The organism is uncultured Ruegeria sp., from assembly GCF_947500045.1.
Lineage (GTDB): Bacteria > Pseudomonadota > Alphaproteobacteria > Rhodobacterales > Rhodobacteraceae > Ruegeria.
On record NZ_CANMQQ010000003.1, the window covers coordinates 359,903 to 382,242 of the forward strand.

Here is a 22,340-nt window from a genome sequence, read left to right on the forward strand (position 1 = left end):
CAAAGGTTAAGGCTTCACCAGCTTGTTCCACCCCAACAGGCAAATGATCTGCGTGGCCACATGGGCGCCCGCAATCGCCGTCGCGCCGGAGGTGTCAAAAGGAGGTGAAACCTCTACCACGTCGCCACCTTTGATGTTGATCCCGGCAATGTCGCGCAGGATGATCTGCGCTTGAATCGAACTCAGCCCTCCCCAAACCGGCGTCCCGGTTCCTGGGGCGAAGGCCGGGTCCAGACCATCAATGTCGAAGCTAAGATAGACAGGGCTGTCGCCCAGGATACCTTTGATCTTCTGCGCCACCGCTGCAGGGCCAGATTCATAAACCTCACGCGCATCGATGATGTTGACGCCCAGTGTGTCCTCATTGGTGGTGCGAATGCCCACCTGAACCGAGCGCTTCGGATCCACGATCCCCGATTTCACCGCCTTGTAGAACATCGTCCCATGATCCACGCGGGACATATCATCGTCGGCCCAGGTGTCCGTATGCGCATCAAATTGCAACAAAGAGATCGGCCCGTATTTCTCGGCATAAGCTTTCAGGATCGGGAAGCTGATATAGTGATCCCCACCCAACGTAACCGAGGCAACATTGGCTTTCAGAATGGTACGAATGTGATCGGTCAAAGTATCGGGAAAGGCGGGGATATTGGCATAGTCATAGGCCATGTCACCATAATCCACGATCGCCAACTCGCTCAGCGCGTCGAAGGGCCAGCCATAGGGCGCATCGGGTGATTGCAAAGAACTGGCCTCGCGGATCGCGCGAGGGCCAAGCCGCGTTCCGGGGCGGTTGGTTACTGCCTGATCGAAGGGCACGCCCGTCACAGCGATATCGACCCCGGTCAGGTCTTTTGTATAAAGCCGCCGCAGGAATGATGTCGCGCCGCCAAAGGTGTTCTCATACGACAACCCCTTGAGATCTGGGTTGGTGAACGCCTCGTCCACCTGGTTTTTTGCATCTTCCAGTGCCATGTTTTTTCCTATCAGCCCAAGGGCTGCGCCCTTTCCACGATCCGAGCGAAGAAAGACGCCCCGACCGGTGCAACATCGTCGTTGAAGTTGTATTTCGGATGGTGCAGCCCGGCGCCTTCCCCTTGCCCCATAAACAGGTAGGCCCCCGGACGGGCCTGCAGCATGTAGGAAAAGTCCTCGGCCCCCATATCGCGACCCATAGAATCGACAACTCGGTCAGATCCGGACACTTCGCGCGCGATATCGGCAGCGAAGGCCGCTTTTTCAGCATCGTTGATCGTGGCCGGATAACCCACTTGATAGTCCAATGTCGCTTCAACCCCGTAAGAGGCCGCCTGCCCCACCACAATCTGCTCAAGCCGCTCCATCACCATTTTCTGCACCGAAGGATCAAAGGTGCGGACAGTGCCGTTCAGATAGGCCGTATCCGGAATCACATTATTTACCGTTCCCGCGTGGATTTGAGTGACCGAGACCACCAGATCCTCAACCGCATAGTGGTTGCGACTGACAATGGTCTGAATCGCCTGAGCAATCCCGCAGGCCGCCATCACCGGGTCTTTGGTCTGATGCGGCATGGCCCCATGCCCGCCTACGCCCTGAATGTGGATCTCAAACGTATCCACCGCCGCCATAATCGGCCCCGGCGTAGTGTAAAACGCGCCTTCTGGGTTTCCCGGATCATTGTGAATGCCATAGACCTGAGAAATTTCGAACTGCTCCATGATACCTTCTTTCACCATCACATCCGCGCCACCGCCCTCTTCCTCGGCAGGTTGAAAGATCAGCGCCACACGGCCCGCAAAATTCCGCGTCTCAGCCAGATAGCGCGCAGCGCCCAACAGCATCGTGGTGTGCCCATCATGCCCGCAGGCATGCATTTTACCGGGGTTTTTCGATGCGTAGTCCAACCCCGTCTCTTCGGTAATCGGCAACGCATCCATGTCCGCACGCAGACCAATGGTCGGCCCCTCGCCCTGCCCGTTGATGATCGCGACCATACCGGTCTTTGCGATCCCCTCATGCAGCTCATCCACCTCGAACTCGCGCAGACGCTCGGCCACAAATGCGGCGGTTTCGTAGCATTCGAACTCCAACTCGGGGATGGTGTGCAGGTGTTGGCGCCACTGGGCCATATCGGCGGCGTAATCGGCAATTCGGTTGACGACGGGCATCTGGGGTGGACTCCTGATCCTGACTACGGGATGGATGCATCTGACACCGGAACGAAAGGGTTCGCAATGGCCGAAAATCCTCTGATCCACGATACGGACGCAGGTATCGAGCGTTTGCTGGAAATCATGCGCCGCCTGCGCGACCCGCAATCCGGCTGCCCGTGGGACATCGAACAGGATTTTTCGACGATTGCGCCTTATACCATCGAAGAGGCCTATGAGGTCGCCGATGCCATCGAACGCGAGGCCTATGATGAACTGAAGGGAGAGCTGGGGGATTTGCTGTTCCAATCCGTCTTCCACGCGCAAATGGCTGAAGAGGCAGGACATTTCACCTTTCAGGACGTGGTGCGCACCATGTCTGACAAGATGGTTGCCCGCCATCCGCATGTCTTTGGCGACGAATCCCGCGATAAGTCAGCAGAACAACAAACGCTGGACTGGGAGACGATCAAAGCAGCCGAGCGTGCGGGCAAGGAACAACAAGGTACGCTCGATGGTGTTGCCGCCAACCTGCCCGCCCTGCTACGCGCCCTCAAGCTGCAGAAACGTGCAGCCCGCGTCGGCTTTGACTGGCCCGACGCCGGCCATGTCCTCGCCAAGATCACTGAAGAAGCCGCCGAACTGGAAGAGGCGCGCGACAGCATGGATGCCGACGCGCTTGAGGATGAATTCGGCGATCTGCTGTTCGTCATGGTCAATCTCGGCCGCCATCTGGGCATCGAACCCGAGGCTGCCCTGCGCCGTACCAACGCCAAGTTCACCCGCCGCTTTGAGCAGGTCGAGACACGCCTCGCCGCGCGTGGTAAAACCCCGTCACAAAGCGATCTGGCCGAGATGGATGCGCTGTGGGATGAGGTGAAGATCGAGGAACACCGCGCCAACGGCAAACTCCCGCCGGTGAACGCCCCGGCAGACGCGGAAATCGGCTAGACAAGCACTGCGACACTTGCGAGTGTCCGACCTTCACGCCGCCCCGGAGACGACCATGCCCCGCAAGATCATCATCGACACCGACCCCGGTCAGGACGACGCCGTCGCCATTCTGTTGGCGCTGGCCAGCCCCGAAGAGATCGAGGTTTTGGGCATCACCGCCGTTGCCGGAAACGTGCCGCTGGAACTGACCGCCAAGAACGCCCGTATCGTCTGCGAATTGGCAGGGCACACTGATGTGCCCGTCTATGCCGGGTGTGATCGCCCCTTGAATCGCCCTCTGGTGACTGCTGAACATGTGCACGGTAAAACCGGGCTCGACGGCCCTGTGCTGCCCGATCCTGAAATGCCTCTGGCCGAAGGTCACGCGGTCGATTTCATCATCGACACTCTGCGCGCGCATGAGCCGGGCACGGTGACGCTCTGCCCGCTGGGACCGTTGACCAATATCGCCACTGCCTTCCGCAAGGCGCCCGATATCATCGATCGCGTGCAGGAAATCGTTCTGATGGGCGGGGCCTATTTCGAGGTTGGCAACATCACTCCGACTGCAGAATTTAACATCTATGTCGACCCAGAAGCTGCTGATATCGTGTTTAAATCTGGAATCCGTATCGTCGTGATGCCGTTGGATGTCACCCATGACGCGTTGGTCACGCCACATCGCAACGATGCGTTCCGAGCGTTGGACAGCAAAGTTGGTCATGCGGTGGCAGAAATGACCGACTTCTTCGAACGCTTCGATATAGAAAAATACGGGTCCGAGGGCGCACCGCTTCACGACCCCTGCGTGACGGCTTATCTGATCAAACCGGACCTGTTCTCGGGTCGCCACATTAATGTTGAAATCGAAACCCAATCCGAATTGACGTTGGGCATGACAGTGGCAGACTGGTGGGGGGTCACGGACCGCTCGCCAAATGCCATGTTCATAAGCGATGTTGACGCTCAAGGCTTTTTCGACCTGCTTACAGAAAGGCTGGCCCGCCTATGACCGCCGCTCTCCGCCTTGCCCGTCCCGATGATCTGAACCGACTGATGGCGCTGGTTGCAGCGTTTCATTCGGAATCCGGCATTGATCAGGATGACGAGAAACGCCGCAATGCGCTGGCCCCACTGCTGGAGGGCATACCGCACGGGTGCATCTATCTGATCGGACCGGGCCGCGCGCCGCTGGGCTACGTCATCCTCACCTTCGGCTGGTCTGTTGAATTTGGCGGTATGGATGCATTCGTGGATGAAATCTATATCCGCCCCGCGGTCCGCGGACGTGGTATCGCCACGGAGGTGCTGCACGACCTGCCCAAGGCCCTTGCCGAAGCCGGGCTGACGGCCCTGCATCTTGAAGTCGACCGCACCAACGAAACCGCGCAGAAGCTTTATCTGCGTTCAGGTTTCAAACCGCGCGATCGCTATATGCTGATGAGCAAATCGCTCTAACGCGATTCCCCCCTGAAGATCACCGCTGGATTGACCATGTCCTGCACTGGATCATCCTGCGAGACCGCCGTTCCCGTAATCGGATAGGTCCCCGGCTCTGTGCAAGCAGCCAGCAACCCCGCCGAAAGCATTGAAATTACGAGAAAGACCTTTGAAGCAGACATCTTGTCCCCCTTTCTGCAATGCTGGCAGACTATCGGAGGTCATGACGCGACAAAAGGAACAAGTTCACACATATTGATATTTATGTCGGCCTTAAGCGCCGGTCACAGGCAGTTCTTATTGAACGTCCGCTCCATGGTCTTGAACTGTTTTTGTACGCGCTTGGGTTCGGGCAGTGCCTCTAACTGCTCGGTTACGTTCTCACCCGTATACCAGGATTGAAACAACAGCGCCTTGATATCATCGTCCAGAACTGTGTCGGCGACGTTATAGGTGCACAGGCATTCCTCCATCGTGATCTGCCCGCTGGGGTCACCTTCTACCATCTTCTGGCACACCGCCTGAGGTGGGCGGTCGGCCAATGCAAGTTGAGGCAAGATCAACAGCGCCCCCGCGCCAGCGATATTTTTGATTGTGGTCATAAGACGTCCCCTCCCATCAGCCACTGCACCGTGGACTACGATGTCCAGCTTAGACGGATCAGGGATGACGCAAAGAAAAAAATAGCCCCGGCGTTGCAGCCGGGGCCATATCGGATATCTGGTCAGAGGGTCAGATCAACGTTTCAGGATCGACTCGCCCGCATATTCCGCAACTTCACCCAGAGTTTCTTCAATGCGGATCAACTGGTTATACTTCGCCAACCGATCCGACCGCGCCAGCGACCCGGTTTTGATCTGACCGCAATTGGTCGCTACTGCCAGATCGGCAATGGTGGCATCCTCGGTTTCACCCGAACGGTGCGACATCACGTTGGTGTACCGCGCACGGTGGGCCATATCGACGGCGCGCAGGGTTTCGGTCAGCGATCCGATCTGGTTCACCTTGACCAGCATCGAGTTGGCGCAACCGCGCTCGATCCCCTCGGCCAGGCGTGCCGGATTGGTCACGAACAGGTCGTCACCCACCAATTGCACCTTGTCGCCGATGGCGTCAGTCAGGGCTTTCCAGCCGTCCCAGTCATCCTCAGACATGCCGTCCTCGATCGAGATGATCGGGTAGTCGTTGACCAGCGCTGCCAGATAGGCTGCGTTTTCCTCGGACGACAGTGAGATGCCCTCACCCGCCAGGACGTACTTTCCGTCCTTGAAGTATTCAGTTGCAGCGCAATCCAGCGCCAGGTGGATTTCCTCACCCGGTTTGTAGCCTGCTTTTTCGATAGATTTCAGGATGAAATCCAACGCTTCGCGTGTGCTGGCGATGTTTGGGGCAAAACCACCCTCGTCACCCACACCAGTGGCCAGATCGGCAGCGGACAGTTCTTTTTTCAGCGTGTGAAACACCTCGGATCCCATGCGCACCGCCTCGCGGATGTTCGCAGCCGAGGTCGGCATGATCATGAATTCCTGAATGTCGATCGGGTTGTCCGCGTGCTCACCCCCGTTGATGATGTTCATCATCGGTACCGGCAGAACCCGGGCCGAGGTGCCACCAACGTAACGATACAGAGGCTGCGTGGTAAAATCCGCCGCCGCTTTGGCTGTCGCCAGCGAAACCCCCAGAATGGCGTTTGCACCCAAACGGCCCTTGTTCTCGGTCCCGTCCAGTTCGATCATGGTCTGGTCGATGGCCACCTGCTCGGTCGCGTCAAAACCCACCAGCTCTTCGGCAATCTCACCGTTTACGGCAGCGACCGCCTCCAGCACGCCCTTGCCCATGTAGCGCGATTTGTCACCATCTCGTTTCTCGACCGCCTCATAGGCCCCTGTCGATGCGCCCGAAGGCACGGCTGCACGGCCCATGGTGCCGTCTTCCAGAATGACGTCAACTTCGACCGTCGGATTGCCCCGGCTGTCCAGAATTTCACGTGCATGGATGTCGATGATGGTGCTCATGAGGCCTGTCCCTATGGCTGCGGTCCGATGCACGCGTCATAGCAGCAACGAGGCAAATGTAAACCGGCTTCGTTACCGCTAACACGTATATTTTCTGGCGTTTAGGGCTAACAGGTTGATGTTTGCGCCAACACCGATCAGGCCGGGATCATCTCACGCGCAAGGCGGCGTTCGCGGACAAAGGTGTACAGACCCGACCCGATGATCAGCGTGGCCCCGGCAAGGGTCATCGCATCCGGCCGCTCGTTAAACACCAGCACACCCGCAATCATCGAGAACACAAGGCGCGTATAGCGGAAAGGCATCATGGCCGAAGCCTCACCCACCCGCATCGCCGAGACGATGCCATAATACCCCAAAACACCGAATCCGATGGCACCCAGGCAAGGCCAGATCGGGACCGCCTGCATCGGAACATAGGTTTGGGAAGACACGGCCATCAGGACCAGCCCGACGATCATCACCGCCACATAGGCCTGCATTGCAACCACGGTCGAGGCCACCCGCACGTCCAGCTTGCGTGTCATCAGATCCCGCGCGGCAATCGCAAATACCGATGCGACCACCAGCAGGGTTTCCGGCTGAAAGCCATCGAGGCCCGGGCGAATAATCATCAATACACCGACAAACCCAACCCCGATCGCGCTCCACCGTCGCCAACCGACTTGTTCGCCCAGAAACAGCGCCGCCCCCATCGTCACCGCAAGGGGCATAACCTGAAATACCGCCGCAACCGTGGACAGGTCGATAAGCGACAATGCGGTTATAAAGCAAATCGCGCCAATCCCTTCGGCCGCCGCACGGGCCACCGGCAACGGTGACCAGGCAACCGGATCAAAGATGCGCCTGCGCGTCGCGACTGACATCACCACGAAGACCGCGCCGCAAACCAAACCCAAAAGAACGAGAATCTGCCCTGTCGGAACCGAGACCGACAGTTGTTTGATAAACATATCCTCAATCGCAAAGGCTGCCATCGACCCGACAAGCAGCAGGATGCCGTTTACATTGTTCATGCGCGTTTCCATTGGAGTGGGGGAAATAAACCCAATAACCGCACAAGAACCGTACGCAGTGGCCTGTGGCAAGACAAAACTCGGCACAACCGATGATTTGCCGTGAACCGTTCTATCGCGATTTGTGATGGATCAGTCTTTGGTCAGCGGCACGCCATAAAGTTCCAGCCGGTGCCCTTTCAGTTTGTAACCAAGTTTGGCAGCAATCTTTTCCTGCAGCGCTTCGATTTCAGGATCCACAAACTCAATCACCTCGCCCGATTGCACGTCGATCAGGTGGTCATGATGATCACGTTCGGCATCTTCGTAACGCGCACGGCCATCGCCGAACTCCAACCGTTCAAGAATTCCGGCCTCTTCAAACAGTTTGACGGTTCGATACACCGTGGCGATCGAAATGCCGGAATCTTCGGCTGAGGCCCGGGAATAAAGTTCTTCCACATCCGGGTGGTCAGCGCTTTGCTGCAACACCTGAGCGATTGTTCGGCGCTGGCCAGTCATGCGCAGGCCTTTAGCTTCGCAACGGGAAATTATCGTATCGGACATGGTTACTCTCGGAACAGTTCGAACCACATACTTAATATGTCTGTTTGCCTTGCGCTACAGCCGATTTCGCCGTCAGGCAACGCGTCGCAGATCAGCCCAAACCGGCAGATGGTCAGAAGCAATGTGCGCTGGCCGCGTATCATGAACCCCATGCAAAGCGGCCTCAAGCCCCTGCCCCAGCGCGATTCTGTCCAGTGCCCCCAATGGCTGCGCCGCCGGAAAGCTGGGCACGGGTGGCAAAAAACGCATGTCAGGCGCCAGGTGATCCAGAACCGGTTGGCGCGACCATTCGTTGAAATCCCCGGCCCAGACGGTGGGCATATCCTCAAGCTCGGAATCGAAGCGTCTGATGTGATTTATCTGATGGCGTCGCGACGCGGGCAGCAGCCCCAGATGCATCCCCATCACACGCAGCGGGCCAATCTGCGTCTCAAACTCCACCCGCACGGCACCTCTGGGCTCCAACCCCGGCAAATCGTGATGCCCGGTCTGACGTACTTCAATCGCATCCCCACGCCAGATGACGGCGTTGCCATGCCAGCCCAGACTGCCCGCACCACCCAGATCAACAATCTGCCATCCAGCCTCATTCAGCATGAAATGGGGCAACGCGGCAGGCCGAGGGGGTAGACGCTTATCCGCCTCCTGCAGAACAACGATATCAGCCTTCATGCTGTCGATGACCTGCATGATCCGCTGCGGTTGCCGCCGAAAATCGAGGCCAACGCATTTCTGAATGTTGTAACTGGCAAGACGCAGGGTCGACAGGCGGGTCATGGGTTTCCGTTGGCTGTTCAAACACCAAGAGTGCCACGCCCAGCGCCCAGCGCAACATGAATCAACCCTCAGACACAGAACCTGAAGATGAATTAATCCCAAAGCCCCCTCTAAACGCAAATTCTGTATACACACTTATCTGTTTCGCTAAAGTATTCGAATAGCCGAGCTAAGGATCAAACGTGGATACAACGTTCGCAACCCTGGTACTTGTCGACATTTCAGGGAGCACGCCGCTGTACAAAGCGGTGGGTGAAGCCGAGGCGCAGCGCCTTCTCCAACTGGAACTTGACCGGCTCCGGCGCGTACTTGCGGCCCATGGCGGTGTTCAGGTTGGACAGAAAGGGGATGATGTCCTCAGTTACTTCCTCGACGCAAATTCGGCGTTGAAAGCGGCGATGGACCTGATCAAGGGATCTTCGGAAACCCCTCTATCGGTTCATGTTGGTGTGCATTGTGGGCCAATCGTCCTCACGGAAAAAGGGGTTTATGGCGAGGCGGTGAATATCACTGCACGACTTGCCACTGCCGCCAACCCCGGAGAGGCCTGTCTCAGCGATGGCGTAGTCGATATGCTGCAGGGCAACTTGCGGCAGGCGCTCAAGCCGATTGGACGCCTTAACCTCAAGGGTTTGACCGAACAGTTCATGGTCCACTCCCTGCAGAAACCGGCCATGGCCCCCAACACGCATACCAGATTACCCCTATCCTATGGTCGGACCAAGGATCACTGGAAGCCCCGCGAACGCCTGACGCTCTTGCTCAGCCACGGGGATCGCTCATGGCGTTGCCATGAGAATGACGAATTGGCAATCGGCCGGTCATCGGATTGCGACGTTGTCTTGTCGCAGCCCTGGGTCTCGCGCGTGCACGCGGTTCTTGGCATCAAGGACGGCAAGTTAATTCTTACAGACCGCAGCACATCGGGCACCTACCTGAAATCCGAGGCCGGTCGCGAAATCCAGTTAAAGCGTGAATCCGTCATGCTGGCAGATAGCGGGTTGATCTCTCCGGCCTTGCCCATCGCTGAGTCTGATATCTGTCTGCAGTTTGAACTTTTAGGCCGCCCTCAGGTGCCACAAAACGTCGCCTGAACCACTTCATTTTCTGCCGGAGGTCGCTTTAGATCAGCGGCGTCCGGTTGATCCTCATAGGGCCGTCTTAAAACATCGTTCAGGCGCTGGAATGGTGCGTAATCCCCCTGCACCGCCGCCTGAATCATTTGCTCAACCCGATGATTGCGCGGAATAAACGCCGGGTTTGCCGCCGCCATCACCTCTGCTGGCACCGCTTCGCGCTGCACCCGCGCCTGCCACCCTTCGGCCCATTGGTCGTAGGTCGCAGGATCGGTAAATTGGTCCCGCGCGTTCTGACTGCCCAGCGCTCTGAACGTATTGGTGAAATCAGCCCTGTTCTGCGCCATCCGGATTAACAGATCCGAGATCATCTCAAGATCCCCCTCCTCAGCCCGGGTCAGCCCAATCTTGGCCCTGAACCGCTCTAGCCATTGCTCTTGCAACAGGTCAGGCATGGCATGCACGATCTCTGTCGCCTCCTCCACAGCAGCGTCTTTGTCTTCGAACTGCTGGATCAAAGCCGTCGCCAACTGCGCAAGATTCCAAACCGCAATTTCGGGCTGGTTCGAATAGGCATATCGCCCCATCTGGTCAATCGAACTGAAAACCGTGTTCGGATGATAGCTATCCATAAAGGCGCAAGGCCCATAGTCGATAGTCTCACCCGCGATCGAACTGTTATCCGTATTCATCACCCCGTGAATGAACCCGACGCCCATCCACTGCGCGATTAGCCGCGCCTGTGCGTCCCGCACCGCGCGCAGCAGCCCCATAGGACCCTCTGCCTGAGGATAGTGGCGCTGAATGGCATATTCAGTCAGCCGCCGCAGGTTATCCAACTGTCCCCGGGCGGCAAATACCTGAAAGGTACCCACGCGCAGGTGGCTTTGCGCTACACGGGTTAAAACTGCGCCGGGCATCGGGCCCTCGCGCAATACGATTTCACCGGTCTCGACCGCTGCCAAAGCCCGTGTTGTGGGTATACCCAGCGCATGCATCGCCTCGGATACAACATATTCGCGCAGCACCGGTCCCAGCCAGGCCCGCCCATCGCCCCGACGGGAAAACGGTGTCTGGCCCGACCCTTTCAGCTGAATATCCCGCCTGATCCCATCCGTGCCGACAACCTCGCCCAATAAAACCGCCCGCCCATCACCAAGCTGGGGGTTATAGGTTCCAAACTGATGCCCAGAATAAAGCTGCGCCAGGGGCTCAGCACCTTCTGGCACAGAGTTGCCCGCAAAAACTTGCGCCATCTCTTCGGCCTCACCGGGCGTAATCCGCAATACTTGGGCCAAATCGGCGTTGAGCGCGATCAGACGCGGCGCACGGACAGACACAGGCGCTTGCCTTGCAAAGAACCCCTCCGGCAGGCGGGCGTAGCTGTTGTCAAAAGGGATCATCATGGTCATGCGGCAAACATATGCACTGGTCACACAATTGCCATAGCAGATCATGCGACGCCGTGCATAATCAGCGCAATCAAACCTGGGACCGCCATGACCGCACAAGACATCATCAATCGTCTGAACCTGCAGCAGCACCCCGAAGGCGGCTGGTACAAAGAAACCTGGCGCGCCGACAATCCGGGTCGCGCCACCGGCACCTGCATCTATTTTCTGCTGGCAGAGGGTGAAAGCAGCCACTGGCACAAAGTCGACGCCACTGAAATCTGGCTCTATCATTCGGGCGCGCCTTTGATCCTGTCGCTCAGCTCAAATGACAAAGGCCCGGCCACCGATCTCATATTGACGGCAGAGCTCGCTAAAGGTGCACCTCAGATCATCGTGCCAAAGGATCATTGGCAAGCCGCGCGCAGCACCGGCGCTTATACGTTGGTCAGTTGCACGGTTTCACCAGGGTTTGAGTTCGAGGGATTTGAACTCGCGAAACCCGGCTTTGACATCCCGACAAAATAACAACGGCCCGTCCATCAGACCCAGGCTCAGCCCTCAGGGCGTCCGCATCTTCATCTGGCCAAAAATACCTCGGGGGAGTCGCGCAGCGACGGGGGCAGCGCCCCCTACACGCCAACCATAGCGCCTCGTGCCGGGGCCGACACGATACCGCCCCCAACGCACGCGCTGACACCGGTCGTACCCGGGCATGACGTCGGCAAACCTCGTGCCACCCGAACAGCGAGATATGCAAAGGCCTGCGCCTCAAGCATATCGCCGTCCAATCCAACCGCCTCGACGGGCCCTACCGGACAATCCAGAGACACGCGCAGCATCTCCATCAGCACGGGGTTATTTCGACCACCTCCAGTCACCAGAATGCGCGAAGGTGGTTTGGGACAATGCTCCATCCCCTGCACCACGCCTGCCGCACTCATTCCAGTCAGCGTGGCGACCGCATCGGCATCACTCAGCTCCTTTACCAACCCGATCATTTCCGAGAAATCATTCCGGTCCAGCGACTTGGGTGGCATCCGATTGAAGAAAGGTTCCGACAGAAACAGCTCAAGCGCACCGGTTTCAACCGTTCCATCGCGCGCCAACACGCCATCCTGATCCATCGGCAGCCCCAGCCGCGCTTGCATCAGGTCATCTACCGGAGCATTGGCGGGTCCGGTATCGAAAGCCACCAATGCCCCCGGCGCCTCGGGACCATCAAAGGATGGATCCACATAGGTCAGGTTCCCCACACCACCGAGGTTAAGGAAACACATTGGCTCTTGCGCCCCGATCCATTTGGCGCAAGCAAAATGAAAGAACGGAGCCAGAGGTGCGCCCTCACCACCCAGTGCCACGTCATCACTGCGGAAGTCCCAAACCACCGGCAGCCCCAGCGCTTGAGACAGGCCAAGACCGTCGCCCACCTGCAACGTCCCGCGCCCGCGTGGTTCATGCGCCAACGTCTGACCATGGAAGCCAATCAGGTCCACCTCTTCGAATTCTGAAAGAACCTCGGCATGCGCGCGGGTCACAAGCTCAGCCGAGGTATCAACCTCTGGGCCATGCCAATGCCCAAGGGCCGCGCGCAATGTGGCACGTTCCTCTTCTGAATACGCACGGTACGCGCTGGGACCAAAGCCAAAAATCTCATGCCCGTCGGTTTCGACCACGGCGGCATCCACACCGTCCAGAGATGTGCCCGACATGGCTCCCAATGCCCTGATCGCACCCGATTTGCTGATGACCCTGCCCACGCCGACCTCGTTTCTTGCATCATACACCCGGTGAACAGGGTGCTGAGCACAACCTGCACGGTAACGCAAAGCCATGGCAAGGCACATCCTGCGCGAGCGAAATTTTTCTTGGACATGGTGCCTTTTCCTTGCCCCTGACGCCGCCTATACAGTGCTCCGCAATAGTAACCCCGAGGGCACGATATGACCTACCACCCCAAATCGGATTTCATCGCCACGATGATCGAGCGCGGCTTTCTCGCCGACTGCACCGATTATCAGGGCCTTGATGAGGCGCTGATCAGCGGGGTGCAGACGGCTTATATCGGGTATGACGCCACCGCGCAGTCGCTGCACGTGGGTCACCTGATGAACATCATGGTGTTGCGTTGGCTGCAAAAGACCGGCCACAAACCGATTACCCTGATGGGCGGAGGCACCACCAAGGTGGGTGACCCCTCGTTCCGTTCGGATGAACGCCCCCTACTTGGTCCCGAACAGATCGATGCCAATATCGCGGGTATGAAGCAGGTGTTCGCGAAATACCTGTCTTACGATGACAGCGATACCGGCGCGCTGATGCTCAACAATGCCGAGTGGCTGGACAGCCTGAACTACCTCGATTTCCTGCGTGATATCGGGCGGCATTTCTCGGTGAACCGGATGCTGAGCTTTGAATCGGTGAAATCGCGGCTGGATCGCGAACAATCGCTGAGCTTCCTCGAATTCAACTACATGATCCTGCAGGCCTACGACTTCCTCGAGTTGAACCGCCGTTATGGCTGCGTTCTGCAGATGGGCGGTTCGGACCAGTGGGGCAATATCGTCAACGGTATCGACCTGACCCGTCGCGTGCTGGATCAGGAAATCTATGGCCTGACCACCCCCCTGCTGACCACCAGCGACGGCCGCAAGATGGGCAAGTCGCAAGGCGGCGCGGTCTGGCTGAACGGAGATATGCTGAGCGCTTATGAGTTCTGGCAGTTCTGGCGCAACACCACCGACGCGGATGTGGGCCGGTTCCTGAAAATCTTCACCGAGCTTCCGGTCGACGAATGCGACCGCATGGGCGCTTTGGAAGGGTCTGAGATCAATGAGGCCAAAATACGCCTCGCCAATGAAGTCACCACTCTACTGCACGGCGGTGAAGCCGCTGCAACGGCCGAGGCCACGGCCCGTGAAGTCTTTGAAAAAGGCGGCGTGGGTGGTGATCTTCCAACCCTCACGCTCAGCGCTGATGATTTGGGCGACGGCATATCGATTGTACAGCTGATCGTCAAATCCGGCCTCGCCAAATCCGGCAAGGAAGCCAAGCGCCTGATCGCGGAAAACGGGGCAAAGCTGGACGATGCGCCGCTGACGGATGCTGGTCTGATGATCGACGCAGGCGCGCTATCTTCGCCAATCAAGCTCAGCGCAGGCAAAAAACGCCACGCGCTGGTGCAACTGGGCTAAAACACACCCGTTTAGTGAAACGAGTAACGGCCACCTGTTTGGGTGGCCGTTCCTTTTTTATCTGACTGATCACGCGGCCAGAACGGTCGGCCTATGTGCCTTTGCCTTTGCGCGAGCCTTTGCCTTTGCCTTTGCCCTTGCCACCCGACTTGGACTTCGCATTCGCTTTGGCTTGCCCTTTTGACGTGGCGCCCTTTTTACTGTCTGATTTTGCACCCTTCTTGCCGCCAGATTTTCCGCCCTTCTTGCCGTCTGGTTTGCCACCCTTCTTGCCATCAGGCTTGTCCGGTTTTCCATCCGGCTTGTCAGGCTTATCGCCTGGCTTGCCATCGTCAGGCCCATCGGGGTCACCGCCATCCGGGCCACTGGGGTCACCGCCATCAGGCCCACCGGGGTCTCCACCATCTGGCCCACCGGGGTCTCCACCATCTGGCCCACCCGGATCACCACCATCAGGCCCACCAGGGTCTCCACCGTCCGGTCCACCGGGGTCACCGCCGTCCGGGCCATCCGGATCACCACCCCCCGGCCCGCCGGGATCATTTGGGTCCGAGTTGCGATCCTCGCCCCGCGTTGCAGCCGCGATGCTCGCAGTCGGTAAATCGGACAAAAGCGCTGCCAAACCCGGACATTGCGCACCAGCTACACTCAGAACGGTTCCGAAATCCGACCGCCGCTGAAGCCGTTGCAAAAAGCTGGGCGTCACCTGCGCACATTCGCAAAGGCCCGCATAATCCCCAGCGTTGGCCAAAGCCCGCGCGGTGCGTCCGTCGCAAACCTCAGGTGCAGCAGCCACGCTGCCAGTTATCATCACCCCAAGGACAGGAGCCGCAACAATCGCGCCCAGTGCACGCTTCGCATTCATTAACATCACCATATCGGTACCTCCTGACTGTAAAACGCGGTGATCAGTCAGGTTGTTCAATCACGAAACAGAGACCCAGTCGTGAGCAACCATTTGCTACGCCACCACCGGTCAGCGTGTCTCGCCTGAATCGAGCATTTCCGATCTGCTCAAAGCCCCTACTGGACAGAGGCCCATTGTTGCGATTATCTGAACAAGTGTTCAAATCAAGAAGGAGCCTGCCATGCACCTCTCAACCACAGCTGCCGTCATCACCGGCGGCGCATCCGGTTTGGGTGAGGCTACGGCCCGTCACTTTGCCGAAAATGGCGCGCAGGTCACCATTCTTGACCGCGACGCCGAACGTGGCCCGCAGGTTGCAGCGGAAATCGGCGGGTATTTCGCGCAAACCGATGTGACAGACGAAACCTCAGTGGCTGCCGCCGTCGCGCAGGCGATGGACAAAATGGGTCGCATAACCGCAGCCGTGAACTGCGCTGGCATCGCAATCGGCGCCAAAACAGTTGGCAAAGATGGCCCCCACCCTCTGGATGCGTTCCAGCGCACCATCGACATCAATCTCGTTGGCACTTTCAACGTCTCCCGCCTTGCTGCTGCCGAGATGGCGAAGAATGACCCCGAACCGGACGGTGCGCGTGGCGTGATCATCAACACCGCCTCCATCGCTGCCTTTGACGGACAAAAGGGCCAGGCGGCTTATGCGGCCTCAAAAGGCGGCGTGGTAGGTATGACGCTGCCCATGGCGCGCGATCTGGCCTCGACCGGTATCCGTGTGATGGCCATCGCGCCGGGCATCTTCATGACCCCGATGCTGGCGGGTCTGCCCGAAGAGGTACAACAGCAACTTGCCGCCGACGTTCCCAACCCCGCCCGCTTTGGCGATCCGCGCGAATACGGTCGACTGGCCGGGTTCATCGTTGAAATGGGCTACCTGAACGGAGAGGTCATCCGCATCGACGGTGCCCTGCGGATGCGCTAAACCAACGCCCATGACCGAGCGGCAAAAAATGGAGGCAGGTGAATGGTATCGCTGCCTTGATCCCGAACTCGATGCGCTGCGCGCCGAGGCGCGTCGCGCTGTCCATGCCCATAACATCTGCCCGCCAGATGACAGAGGCCCGATGGCACCGGAACTCGCCGCACTGTTCGCCCAAATCGGTCAGGATTGCCTTGTCGAGGCACCGTTCCATTGCGCCTACGGAATAAACCTGTCTCTGGGTGACCGGGTGTATCTGAATGCAGGCTGTGTTGTGCTCGACACCGCTCTGGTTCGCATCGGCAGTGACACGATGCTTGGACCCACGGTGCAGATTTACTGTGCCGAGCACGCAAAAGATCCTGCCCTACGTGTGCAAGGTCTGGAAATCGCCCGCCCGGTTACAATTGGCGATAATGTCTGGATCGGTGGTGGCGCGATAATCATGCCCGGCGTCACAATCGAAGACCGTGCCATCATCGGCGCCGGCAGCATCGTCACCAAGGATGTTCCAGCCGGTGCGACTGTTGTCGGGAACCCGGCCCGCCCGATTTGACGGAGAATTATCCGAGGTAAGAACGCTGTCGCGGTTTTGTACAACTCGGACAATTCAGTCGATTGCGGGTGTACAACTCGGACTCAACCGGCTTCGGCTTTCTCTTCAAGCATCAGCCACTCTTCTTCAGCCGATGACAGCTTTTCCTGCCGTTCGACCAGTGCCTCAGTCGCTTTCTGAAACTTGACCGGTTCACGGCTGAATAGCTCTGGGTCCGACATCAACGCTTCCAACTTGGCAATCTCAGCCTCAAGCCGCGCAATCTCGGCAGGTAGCTTCTCAAGCCGGTGTTTTTCAGAGAACGAGAGGCCAGCCTTTTGTTTCGCCTCATGCTTTATCTTTGGCCTGGATGATTTTGTTTTCTCTTCATTTTTCTGCGCAACATCGCCGCGCTGTGAGATGTAATCGGACCACCCTCCGGCGTATACGGTTGCGCGTCCGTTGCCCTCCATGGCGATCGTAGTGGTGGCAACCCGATCCAGGAAATCCCGGTCGTGGCTGACCAGCAGAACTGTCCCATCATAATCGTCCAGCAATTCCTGCAACAGATCCAGGGTCTCGATATCCAGATCGTTCGTCGGTTCGTCCAACACCAGAAGGTTCGACGATTTGGCCATAAGCTTGGCCAACAGCAATCGCGCTTTTTCCCCACCTGACAAAGACTTAACAGCCGCTCTTGCCTGCGCATCATCGAACAGAAACTCTTTGAGATAGCCCACCACATGCTTGGGCTGCCCGCCGACCATCACCTGATCGGCCTTTCCCGAAACCCGCATCTCGGGATCACCTGTCAGGCTGTCCCAAAGGCTCATTTCGGGGTCCAGCTGCGCGCGGGCCTGATCGAACACGGCGACCTCAAGGTTGGTACCCAGCATCACCGAACCTTCATCCGGGTCGACCTGACCCAGCAACATTTTCAGCAGCGTCGTCTTGCCCACACCATTTGGCCCGACAAACGCTACGCGATCACCGCGCTGCACCAAAAGGTCAAAGGTGCGCACGATTTGCTGAGATCCAAACGTCTTGCAAACCCCCTTGGCTTCGATGACTTTACGGCCCGATTTCGGACCGGATTCCAATGCCATAGCGGCAGAACCCTGACGTTTGATCTGCGCTGTTTTTTCGGCCCTAAGCGCCTGCAACGCACGCACTCGGCCCTGGTTGCGCTTACGCCGCGCGCTGATGCCCTCAACGGCCCATCGCGCCTCGGACTTGATCAGGCGGTTCAGCTTGTGGCGCTGTTGATCTTCCTCTTCCCAGACCTTGTCCCGCCAAGTCTCAAAGGCTTCGAACCCCTGCTCGTGTCGTCGTACAACGCCGCGATCAATCCATAATGTGGCGCGTGTCAACGCGCGCAGAAACGCCCGGTCATGCGAGATCAATACAAAAGCCGCGCGGGTCGATCCCAGCTCACGCTCAAGCCAGGCAATCGCTTCGATATCCAGATGGTTCGTGGGCTCGTCCAGCAACATGAGATCCGGAGCTTCCGCCATCAACTTGGCCAAAGCAGCGCGCCGCCTTTCGCCACCAGATGCGGTTTCAACCGCGCGGTCGGGATCGAATTTCAGCCCCTCACCGGCACGTTCGACCTTATAAAGCTCTCCTGGCTCCAGCCCGCTGGAGGCATAATCCCCAAGCGTGGCGTATCCCTGCATACCGGGGTCTTGTTCCATGTAACCCACGGATTTACCTGGGGGGATGATGATGTCGCCCTGATCTGCTTCGACCAGCCCGGCCATCACTTTCATCAGCGTGGATTTGCCAGATCCGTTTCGCCCGACAAGTGCAACGCGATCACCGGGTTGCACCACAAGGTCCAAACCGGAAAACACTGGATCACCCCCAAAGGTCAGGGAAATGCCGGACATCTGCAATAAAGGAATTCTCGCCATGCCCGCCAGCTAAACCGGTGAGGCTGGCGCGTCAACGTCCGTACCTTCTTCTCGTCAAAAATACGGGATTCTACCCGGCAACCGCGCGCAGCAGACGCTTGCGCTCTGCGGGTATCGCCCCGATTTCAAGTCCCGTGAACACATGCAAGGTATTCATGTGTCGATCGACCACCGCGTGATCACTGACCCAGCCCCCCATCATCAGATAGGTGCGCAACAATGGCGGCATCCGCTGCATCGCTTGTTTCACATTCGGGCGCCGGCGCAGACGCGAGGCAAAGCGAAAGACATCCGGCGCCTTGACCCGTGGCAACCATCGTTTTGGGGCCAGGTGCCGTTGCCTAAGCATAGCAAATGCATCCAGATACTCGGCTGTTTCGGTCCCCGCGAAAGACGAGCAACCAAACAGCATCTCAACCCCATTTTGATCGACATAAGCCGTCATCGCACCCCAAGCGACGCGCAGGATATCAGGATCGTGCCATTCGGGGTGAATACAGAACCGACCCATTTCAACCATCGGCCCCGCAAAATCGTGCAACGCAGACAGATCATAGAACTGTGCCGAATAACTGCGCCCGATCTCAGAACCGTCCTGCATTGTCAGCATACGAAAACAGCAAACCAACTTTCCGCCGGCTTTCAGGTCCTCGACCAGAACATGGCTGCAGCGATCATCAAAAGGATCGCAATCCAGCTGATCTGTCTCAAACGCATGTGTCCGCAGCGTCTGCGCCGCTGCGACGTCACGCTCGCATTGCGCAAGGCGGGCGCGATAGCGTCCCTTGTCCAACAAAACAGTCATGGTCGCATCCTCCTGCGGTTGCTGACCGGTCACATTCGTCTGGTCCTTACCATAACAAGTGTGACTGTCCTGTGACCCGTGCAAGTGGATAAGACAGTTTAGTTGTCTACACCCGGAATGTTCGCCGGGTTAAAGTTGCCGATATTGCCCAGAAGCTGACGCAGGAAGCCTTTGTTTTCCACGCTGGAATCCGTCACACGCCGGTCGAGCACGATGACATAGCCATCCTCCAGCCCGAACCGTTCGATATTGCGGACAACACCGCGTTGATCAAAGCTGATCGCGACCAACTGGCGCGAAACGACCTTGGGTCGTTTGGCGCCGGAATGCCGAATTCGCGACGCGACGTAGTAGTAACCAGAATCCCGAACAACACCGGACGAACTGGGCGCGCCAATGGCTTCTTCCACACTGTCGCGGGTATCAACGCCGACCTTGATCTTGGCCAGATCCTCTGGCGGAGGCACATAGCCATGATTCTTGAAGATCGGCGAGCACGCACCAGCGACTGCCAAACAAGCAGCAAAGACAAGTGTTTTCGATGCCGGTTTCAGCCTGTTCACACCCTTCAACATTCACACCCTCTTGCCTTGGCCCGTTGCGGACCCTATCCGATTACAGAAACCAGCGCTCCGGTTCAACACAGGAAAGACTCAACTATGAGCAACCAGACATCATTGCACGTGGCCGACCTGCCCCAGAACGCTCCCACCCCGTTTGAGCTGCGTCCGACCGGCGAGGCGCTGGAGGCGATCAAACACGAGCTTGGCCTGCTGGGACTACGCAAGCTCAGCTTTGTCGGTGAACTGCGCGCCAAAGGCAAGCGTGACTGGACGCTGACGGGTAAACTGGGGGCAACGGTGATCCAGCCCTGCGTTGTCACCTTGGAGCCGGTGACGACACGCATCGACACACCCGTAACCCGCGTATTTCTGGCCGATTGGAACGACCCGGATGAACCTGAATTTGAAATCCCCGAAGATGATGAGACCGAACCGCTGGGTACAGACATTGATCCTGCGCTGATCATGATCGAGGCGGTGTCGCTGGCCCTGCCGCAATATCCCCGCAAGGATGGGGCCGAACTGGAACAGGCTGGCTTTACCGAAGCGGGAAAACAGGCCATGACCGACGAGGACGTCAAACCCTTTGCCGGGCTGGCCGGACTGCGGGATGCATTGAAAAAAGGCGAGTGACAGGCAGGGGATTTCCTGTCATAGGAGGCCTCCAGAAAAATTGCTTGAACATGACGAGAATCGCAGTATTTTCGCGCGCTCATTGGATTTTGGGTTGGACATTGCGGGGCAAGCCCCTTAAACGCGCGTCAAACCACGAGAAAACAAAGTACGTAACCCGGCTGGCGGCGAATCTGTCAGCCCTTATCAGACAAAGGTTGAGACCATGGCCGTCCAACAGAACAAAGTTTCCAAGTCGCGTCGCAACAACCGCCGCGCACACGACGCTCTGGTTGCTGCAAACCCGAACGAATGCCCGAACTGTGGCGAACTGAAGCGCCCGCACCACGTTTGTGCATCTTGCGGCCACTATGATGACCGTGAAGTCGTCGCTCAGGCCGACGAAATCGACCTGGACGAAGACGCGGCCTAAGCCTGATTGGACGCAGGCCAAGGCATGACGGACCAGCCCACGCAAACCGAACGGATCACCATCTCGGTTGACGCTATGGGCGGAGATTCGGGGCCTGCCGTCGTTGTGGCGGGCATTGCCAAATCTGCGGACAAGAACCCGAAGCTTGGATTTATTCTGCACGGGCCTGAACAGGTGTTACGAAAGCTTGTAGCTAAACGGCGTGTCCTTGATGGACGCGTCGTTTTTCGTGATTGCGCCGATGTGGTCACGATGGAAGACAAGCCCAGTCAGGTGGTCCGTAGCGGCAAGAACACCTCGATGTGGTCCGCGCTTGAAGCGGTTCGTGCGGGCGAAGCGCATGGCGCGGTGTCCTGCGGCAATACCGGCGCGTTGATGGCCATGTCGATGTTGCGGCTGCGCAAGCTGCCCGGCGTGAACCGCCCTGCTATTGCAATTCTCTGGCCCTCACGTAATCCGCATGGATTCAACGTGATGCTGGACGTGGGCGCGGATGTGCGCGCAGACGCCAAAGATCTGCTGCAATACGCGCTGATGGGTGCATCTTATGCGCGCAACGGCATGGCGTTGAGCCGCCCGCGCATCGGATTGCTGAATGTCGGCACAGAAGAGCACAAAGGACGGGCCGAGCTGAAAGAAGCGCATGCCATGATTTCAGAATTTGCCGATCAGGCGAATTTTGAATTCGTGGGCTTTGTCGAAGGCAGCGATATTCCCGGTGATAAGGCCGATGTTATCGTGACCGACGGGTTCACAGGCAATGTTGCGATCAAAACGGGCGAAGGCACGGCGAACCTGATCGGCGACCTTCTGCGGCAGGCGTTCAAATACTCCCCCCTGTCCCGTCTGGCTTCGATCCTTGCGATCACTTCGTTGAACCGTCTGAAAAAGCGGATCGACCCACGTCGCGTCAATGGTGGCGTGTTCCTTGGCCTCAACGGAACCGTGGTCAAATCCCATGGCGGAGCGGACGCAACCGGCGTTTCGGCAGCCGTCAAACTGGCCTTCACTCTGGCCGAATCCGGCTTTGCTGAAAAATTGGCGGCACGGGTTGCATCAACAGCCGCACTTGCACAAGATGCGGCCCATTCCGTGTCTCAATCGGAATAATAACAAAA

At 58.1% G+C, this 22,340-nt stretch carries 25 protein-coding genes; 11 read left to right on the forward strand and 14 right to left on the reverse strand.

Going from position 1 to position 22,340, the window contains the following annotated elements; all coding sequences use genetic code 11:
* Window positions 1–6: 6 nt before the first annotated feature.
* Complete coding sequence (speB, locus tag Q1B46_RS07650) at window positions 7–975, reverse strand: agmatinase (RefSeq protein ID WP_299660923.1); 969 nt, start codon at window positions 973–975, stop codon at window positions 7–9.
* 11 nt (window positions 976–986) lie between these two features.
* Window positions 987–2,150: a M20 aminoacylase family protein gene (locus Q1B46_RS07655; RefSeq protein ID WP_299946513.1), complete on the reverse strand. Its 1,164-nt coding sequence runs from the start codon at window positions 2,148–2,150 to the stop codon at window positions 987–989.
* 66 nt (window positions 2,151–2,216) lie between these two features.
* On the opposite strand from Q1B46_RS07655, the gene mazG reads away from it, so the two are divergent.
* From mazG to Q1B46_RS07670, 3 genes are read left to right on the forward strand one after another with little or no spacing between them, the layout of a single operon-like run.
* Window positions 2,217–3,083 (forward strand): nucleoside triphosphate pyrophosphohydrolase, encoded by an 867-nt coding sequence (mazG, locus tag Q1B46_RS07660; protein WP_299946710.1) that lies wholly within the window; start codon window positions 2,217–2,219, stop codon window positions 3,081–3,083.
* 55 nt (window positions 3,084–3,138) lie between these two features.
* Complete coding sequence (locus tag Q1B46_RS07665) at window positions 3,139–4,077, forward strand: nucleoside hydrolase (protein WP_299946516.1); 939 nt, start codon at window positions 3,139–3,141, stop codon at window positions 4,075–4,077.
* Complete coding sequence (locus Q1B46_RS07670) at window positions 4,074–4,523, forward strand: GNAT family N-acetyltransferase (RefSeq protein WP_299660932.1); 450 nt, start codon at window positions 4,074–4,076, stop codon at window positions 4,521–4,523. Before Q1B46_RS07665 ends, Q1B46_RS07670 begins: the two co-directional genes overlap by 4 nt.
* On the opposite strand, the gene Q1B46_RS07675 is transcribed toward Q1B46_RS07670, so the two are convergent.
* From Q1B46_RS07675 to Q1B46_RS07700, 6 genes are all read right to left on the reverse strand, one after another.
* Window positions 4,520–4,687, reverse strand: coding sequence for a hypothetical protein (locus Q1B46_RS07675; protein ID WP_299660934.1), 168 nt, complete (start codon window positions 4,685–4,687; stop codon window positions 4,520–4,522). The genes Q1B46_RS07670 and Q1B46_RS07675 overlap by 4 nt on opposite strands.
* Window positions 4,688–4,789: 102 nt before the next feature.
* Complete coding sequence (locus tag Q1B46_RS07680; RefSeq protein ID WP_299946519.1) at window positions 4,790–5,107, reverse strand: hypothetical protein; 318 nt, start codon at window positions 5,105–5,107, stop codon at window positions 4,790–4,792.
* A gap of 135 nt (window positions 5,108–5,242) precedes the next feature.
* Complete coding sequence (eno, locus tag Q1B46_RS07685; protein WP_299946521.1) at window positions 5,243–6,520, reverse strand: phosphopyruvate hydratase; 1,278 nt, start codon at window positions 6,518–6,520, stop codon at window positions 5,243–5,245.
* A gap of 137 nt (window positions 6,521–6,657) precedes the next feature.
* On the reverse strand, window positions 6,658–7,536 hold the full coding sequence (locus tag Q1B46_RS07690; RefSeq protein WP_299946524.1) for a DMT family transporter: 879 nt from the start codon (window positions 7,534–7,536) through the stop codon (window positions 6,658–6,660).
* Window positions 7,537–7,668: 132 nt separating this feature from the next.
* Window positions 7,669–8,082, reverse strand: coding sequence for a Fur family transcriptional regulator (locus Q1B46_RS07695; protein WP_299946526.1), 414 nt, complete (start codon window positions 8,080–8,082; stop codon window positions 7,669–7,671).
* A 72-nt stretch (window positions 8,083–8,154) separates the two neighbouring features.
* Window positions 8,155–8,859 (reverse strand): endonuclease/exonuclease/phosphatase family protein, encoded by a 705-nt coding sequence (locus Q1B46_RS07700; protein ID WP_299946527.1) that lies wholly within the window; start codon window positions 8,857–8,859, stop codon window positions 8,155–8,157.
* 182 nt (window positions 8,860–9,041) lie between these two features.
* Between Q1B46_RS07700 and Q1B46_RS07705 the strand changes: the two genes are divergently transcribed.
* Window positions 9,042–9,953 (forward strand): adenylate/guanylate cyclase domain-containing protein, encoded by a 912-nt coding sequence (locus Q1B46_RS07705; protein ID WP_299946529.1) that lies wholly within the window; start codon window positions 9,042–9,044, stop codon window positions 9,951–9,953.
* On the opposite strand, the gene Q1B46_RS07710 is transcribed toward Q1B46_RS07705, so the two are convergent.
* Window positions 9,929–11,347 (reverse strand): protein adenylyltransferase SelO, encoded by a 1,419-nt coding sequence (locus Q1B46_RS07710; protein WP_299946532.1) that lies wholly within the window; start codon window positions 11,345–11,347, stop codon window positions 9,929–9,931. The two genes, Q1B46_RS07705 and Q1B46_RS07710, sit on opposite strands and share 25 nt — an antisense overlap.
* Window positions 11,348–11,434: 87 nt before the next feature.
* On the opposite strand from Q1B46_RS07710, the gene Q1B46_RS07715 reads away from it, so the two are divergent.
* Window positions 11,435–11,854 (forward strand): cupin domain-containing protein, encoded by a 420-nt coding sequence (locus tag Q1B46_RS07715; protein WP_299946535.1) that lies wholly within the window; start codon window positions 11,435–11,437, stop codon window positions 11,852–11,854.
* A gap of 104 nt (window positions 11,855–11,958) precedes the next feature.
* On the opposite strand, the gene Q1B46_RS07720 is transcribed toward Q1B46_RS07715, so the two are convergent.
* Window positions 11,959–13,086: an anhydro-N-acetylmuramic acid kinase gene (locus Q1B46_RS07720; RefSeq protein ID WP_299946712.1), complete on the reverse strand. Its 1,128-nt coding sequence runs from the start codon at window positions 13,084–13,086 to the stop codon at window positions 11,959–11,961.
* Window positions 13,087–13,269: 183 nt separating this feature from the next.
* Between Q1B46_RS07720 and tyrS the strand changes: the two genes are divergently transcribed.
* A complete protein-coding gene (gene tyrS, locus Q1B46_RS07725) occupies window positions 13,270–14,520 on the forward strand; it encodes a tyrosine--tRNA ligase (protein ID WP_299946538.1) in 1,251 nt (416 codons plus the stop codon).
* 91 nt (window positions 14,521–14,611) lie between these two features.
* On the opposite strand, the gene Q1B46_RS07730 is transcribed toward tyrS, so the two are convergent.
* Entirely contained in the window at window positions 14,612–15,385 is a 774-nt protein-coding gene (locus Q1B46_RS07730) for a hypothetical protein (protein WP_299946541.1), read from the reverse strand.
* A 223-nt stretch (window positions 15,386–15,608) separates the two neighbouring features.
* Here Q1B46_RS07730 and Q1B46_RS07735 point away from each other — a divergent pair, with 223 nt between their 5' ends.
* Together Q1B46_RS07735 and Q1B46_RS07740 are read left to right on the forward strand one after the other, a co-directional pair.
* Complete coding sequence (locus Q1B46_RS07735; protein ID WP_299946544.1) at window positions 15,609–16,364, forward strand: 3-hydroxyacyl-CoA dehydrogenase; 756 nt, start codon at window positions 15,609–15,611, stop codon at window positions 16,362–16,364.
* Window positions 16,365–16,374: 10 nt separating this feature from the next.
* The gene (locus tag Q1B46_RS07740) at window positions 16,375–16,917 is read left to right on the forward strand and encodes a sugar O-acetyltransferase (protein WP_299946546.1); all 543 of its coding nucleotides are present in this window, start codon (window positions 16,375–16,377) and stop codon (window positions 16,915–16,917) included.
* Window positions 16,918–17,000: 83 nt separating this feature from the next.
* Here the strand turns inward: Q1B46_RS07740 and Q1B46_RS07745 are convergent, their stop codons facing one another.
* From Q1B46_RS07745 to Q1B46_RS07755, 3 genes are all read right to left on the reverse strand, one after another.
* Entirely contained in the window at window positions 17,001–18,809 is a 1,809-nt protein-coding gene (locus Q1B46_RS07745; protein WP_299946549.1) for an ATP-binding cassette domain-containing protein, read from the reverse strand.
* Between the two features lie 70 nt (window positions 18,810–18,879).
* Entirely contained in the window at window positions 18,880–19,614 is a 735-nt protein-coding gene (locus tag Q1B46_RS07750) for a GNAT family N-acyltransferase (protein ID WP_299946552.1), read from the reverse strand.
* A gap of 98 nt (window positions 19,615–19,712) precedes the next feature.
* Complete coding sequence (locus Q1B46_RS07755) at window positions 19,713–20,189, reverse strand: outer membrane protein assembly factor BamE (RefSeq protein ID WP_299946555.1); 477 nt, start codon at window positions 20,187–20,189, stop codon at window positions 19,713–19,715.
* An 84-nt stretch (window positions 20,190–20,273) separates the two neighbouring features.
* Here Q1B46_RS07755 and Q1B46_RS07760 point away from each other — a divergent pair, with 84 nt between their 5' ends.
* The 3 genes from Q1B46_RS07760 (at window position 20,274) to plsX (ending at window position 22,332) form a co-directional block, all read left to right on the forward strand.
* Complete coding sequence (locus tag Q1B46_RS07760; protein ID WP_299946557.1) at window positions 20,274–20,810, forward strand: DUF177 domain-containing protein; 537 nt, start codon at window positions 20,274–20,276, stop codon at window positions 20,808–20,810.
* A gap of 205 nt (window positions 20,811–21,015) precedes the next feature.
* Complete coding sequence (gene rpmF, locus Q1B46_RS07765) at window positions 21,016–21,222, forward strand: 50S ribosomal protein L32 (RefSeq protein ID WP_008756996.1); 207 nt, start codon at window positions 21,016–21,018, stop codon at window positions 21,220–21,222.
* A gap of 24 nt (window positions 21,223–21,246) precedes the next feature.
* Window positions 21,247–22,332, forward strand: a complete 1,086-nt coding sequence (plsX, locus tag Q1B46_RS07770; protein WP_299946560.1) for a phosphate acyltransferase PlsX — start codon at window positions 21,247–21,249, stop codon at window positions 22,330–22,332.
* The last annotated feature ends 8 nt before the right edge of the window (window positions 22,333–22,340 follow it).

Bases quoted from the DNA above. Each gene is read 5' to 3' on its own strand.
- mazG (WP_299946710.1), top strand. From the start codon at position 2,217: ATGGCCGAAAATCCTCTGATCCACGATACGGACGCAGGTATCGAGCGT.
- Q1B46_RS07755 (WP_299946555.1), bottom strand. From the start codon at position 20,189: ATGTTGAAGGGTGTGAACAGGCTGAAACCGGCATCGAAAACACTTGTC.
- plsX (WP_299946560.1), top strand. From the start codon at position 21,247: ATGACGGACCAGCCCACGCAAACCGAACGGATCACCATCTCGGTTGAC.
- tyrS (WP_299946538.1), top strand. From the start codon at position 13,270: ATGACCTACCACCCCAAATCGGATTTCATCGCCACGATGATCGAGCGC.
- Q1B46_RS07680 (WP_299946519.1), bottom strand. From the start codon at position 5,107: ATGACCACAATCAAAAATATCGCTGGCGCGGGGGCGCTGTTGATCTTG.
- Q1B46_RS07700 (WP_299946527.1), bottom strand. From the start codon at position 8,859: ATGACCCGCCTGTCGACCCTGCGTCTTGCCAGTTACAACATTCAGAAA.
- Q1B46_RS07665 (WP_299946516.1), top strand. From the start codon at position 3,139: ATGCCCCGCAAGATCATCATCGACACCGACCCCGGTCAGGACGACGCC.
- Q1B46_RS07690 (WP_299946524.1), bottom strand. From the start codon at position 7,536: ATGAACAATGTAAACGGCATCCTGCTGCTTGTCGGGTCGATGGCAGCC.
- Q1B46_RS07710 (WP_299946532.1), bottom strand. From the start codon at position 11,347: ATGACCATGATGATCCCTTTTGACAACAGCTACGCCCGCCTGCCGGAG.
- speB (WP_299660923.1), bottom strand. From the start codon at position 975: ATGGCACTGGAAGATGCAAAAAACCAGGTGGACGAGGCGTTCACCAAC.
- Q1B46_RS07740 (WP_299946546.1), top strand. From the start codon at position 16,375: ATGACCGAGCGGCAAAAAATGGAGGCAGGTGAATGGTATCGCTGCCTT.
- rpmF (WP_008756996.1), top strand. From the start codon at position 21,016: ATGGCCGTCCAACAGAACAAAGTTTCCAAGTCGCGTCGCAACAACCGC.
- Q1B46_RS07695 (WP_299946526.1), bottom strand. From the start codon at position 8,082: ATGTCCGATACGATAATTTCCCGTTGCGAAGCTAAAGGCCTGCGCATG.
- Q1B46_RS07750 (WP_299946552.1), bottom strand. From the start codon at position 19,614: ATGACTGTTTTGTTGGACAAGGGACGCTATCGCGCCCGCCTTGCGCAA.
- Q1B46_RS07745 (WP_299946549.1), bottom strand. From the start codon at position 18,809: ATGGCGAGAATTCCTTTATTGCAGATGTCCGGCATTTCCCTGACCTTT.
- Q1B46_RS07715 (WP_299946535.1), top strand. From the start codon at position 11,435: ATGACCGCACAAGACATCATCAATCGTCTGAACCTGCAGCAGCACCCC.
- Q1B46_RS07670 (WP_299660932.1), top strand. From the start codon at position 4,074: ATGACCGCCGCTCTCCGCCTTGCCCGTCCCGATGATCTGAACCGACTG.
- Q1B46_RS07730 (WP_299946541.1), bottom strand. From the start codon at position 15,385: ATGAATGCGAAGCGTGCACTGGGCGCGATTGTTGCGGCTCCTGTCCTT.
- Q1B46_RS07760 (WP_299946557.1), top strand. From the start codon at position 20,274: ATGAGCAACCAGACATCATTGCACGTGGCCGACCTGCCCCAGAACGCT.
- Q1B46_RS07675 (WP_299660934.1), bottom strand. From the start codon at position 4,687: ATGTCTGCTTCAAAGGTCTTTCTCGTAATTTCAATGCTTTCGGCGGGG.
- Q1B46_RS07655 (WP_299946513.1), bottom strand. From the start codon at position 2,150: ATGCCCGTCGTCAACCGAATTGCCGATTACGCCGCCGATATGGCCCAG.
- Q1B46_RS07735 (WP_299946544.1), top strand. From the start codon at position 15,609: ATGCACCTCTCAACCACAGCTGCCGTCATCACCGGCGGCGCATCCGGT.
- eno (WP_299946521.1), bottom strand. From the start codon at position 6,520: ATGAGCACCATCATCGACATCCATGCACGTGAAATTCTGGACAGCCGG.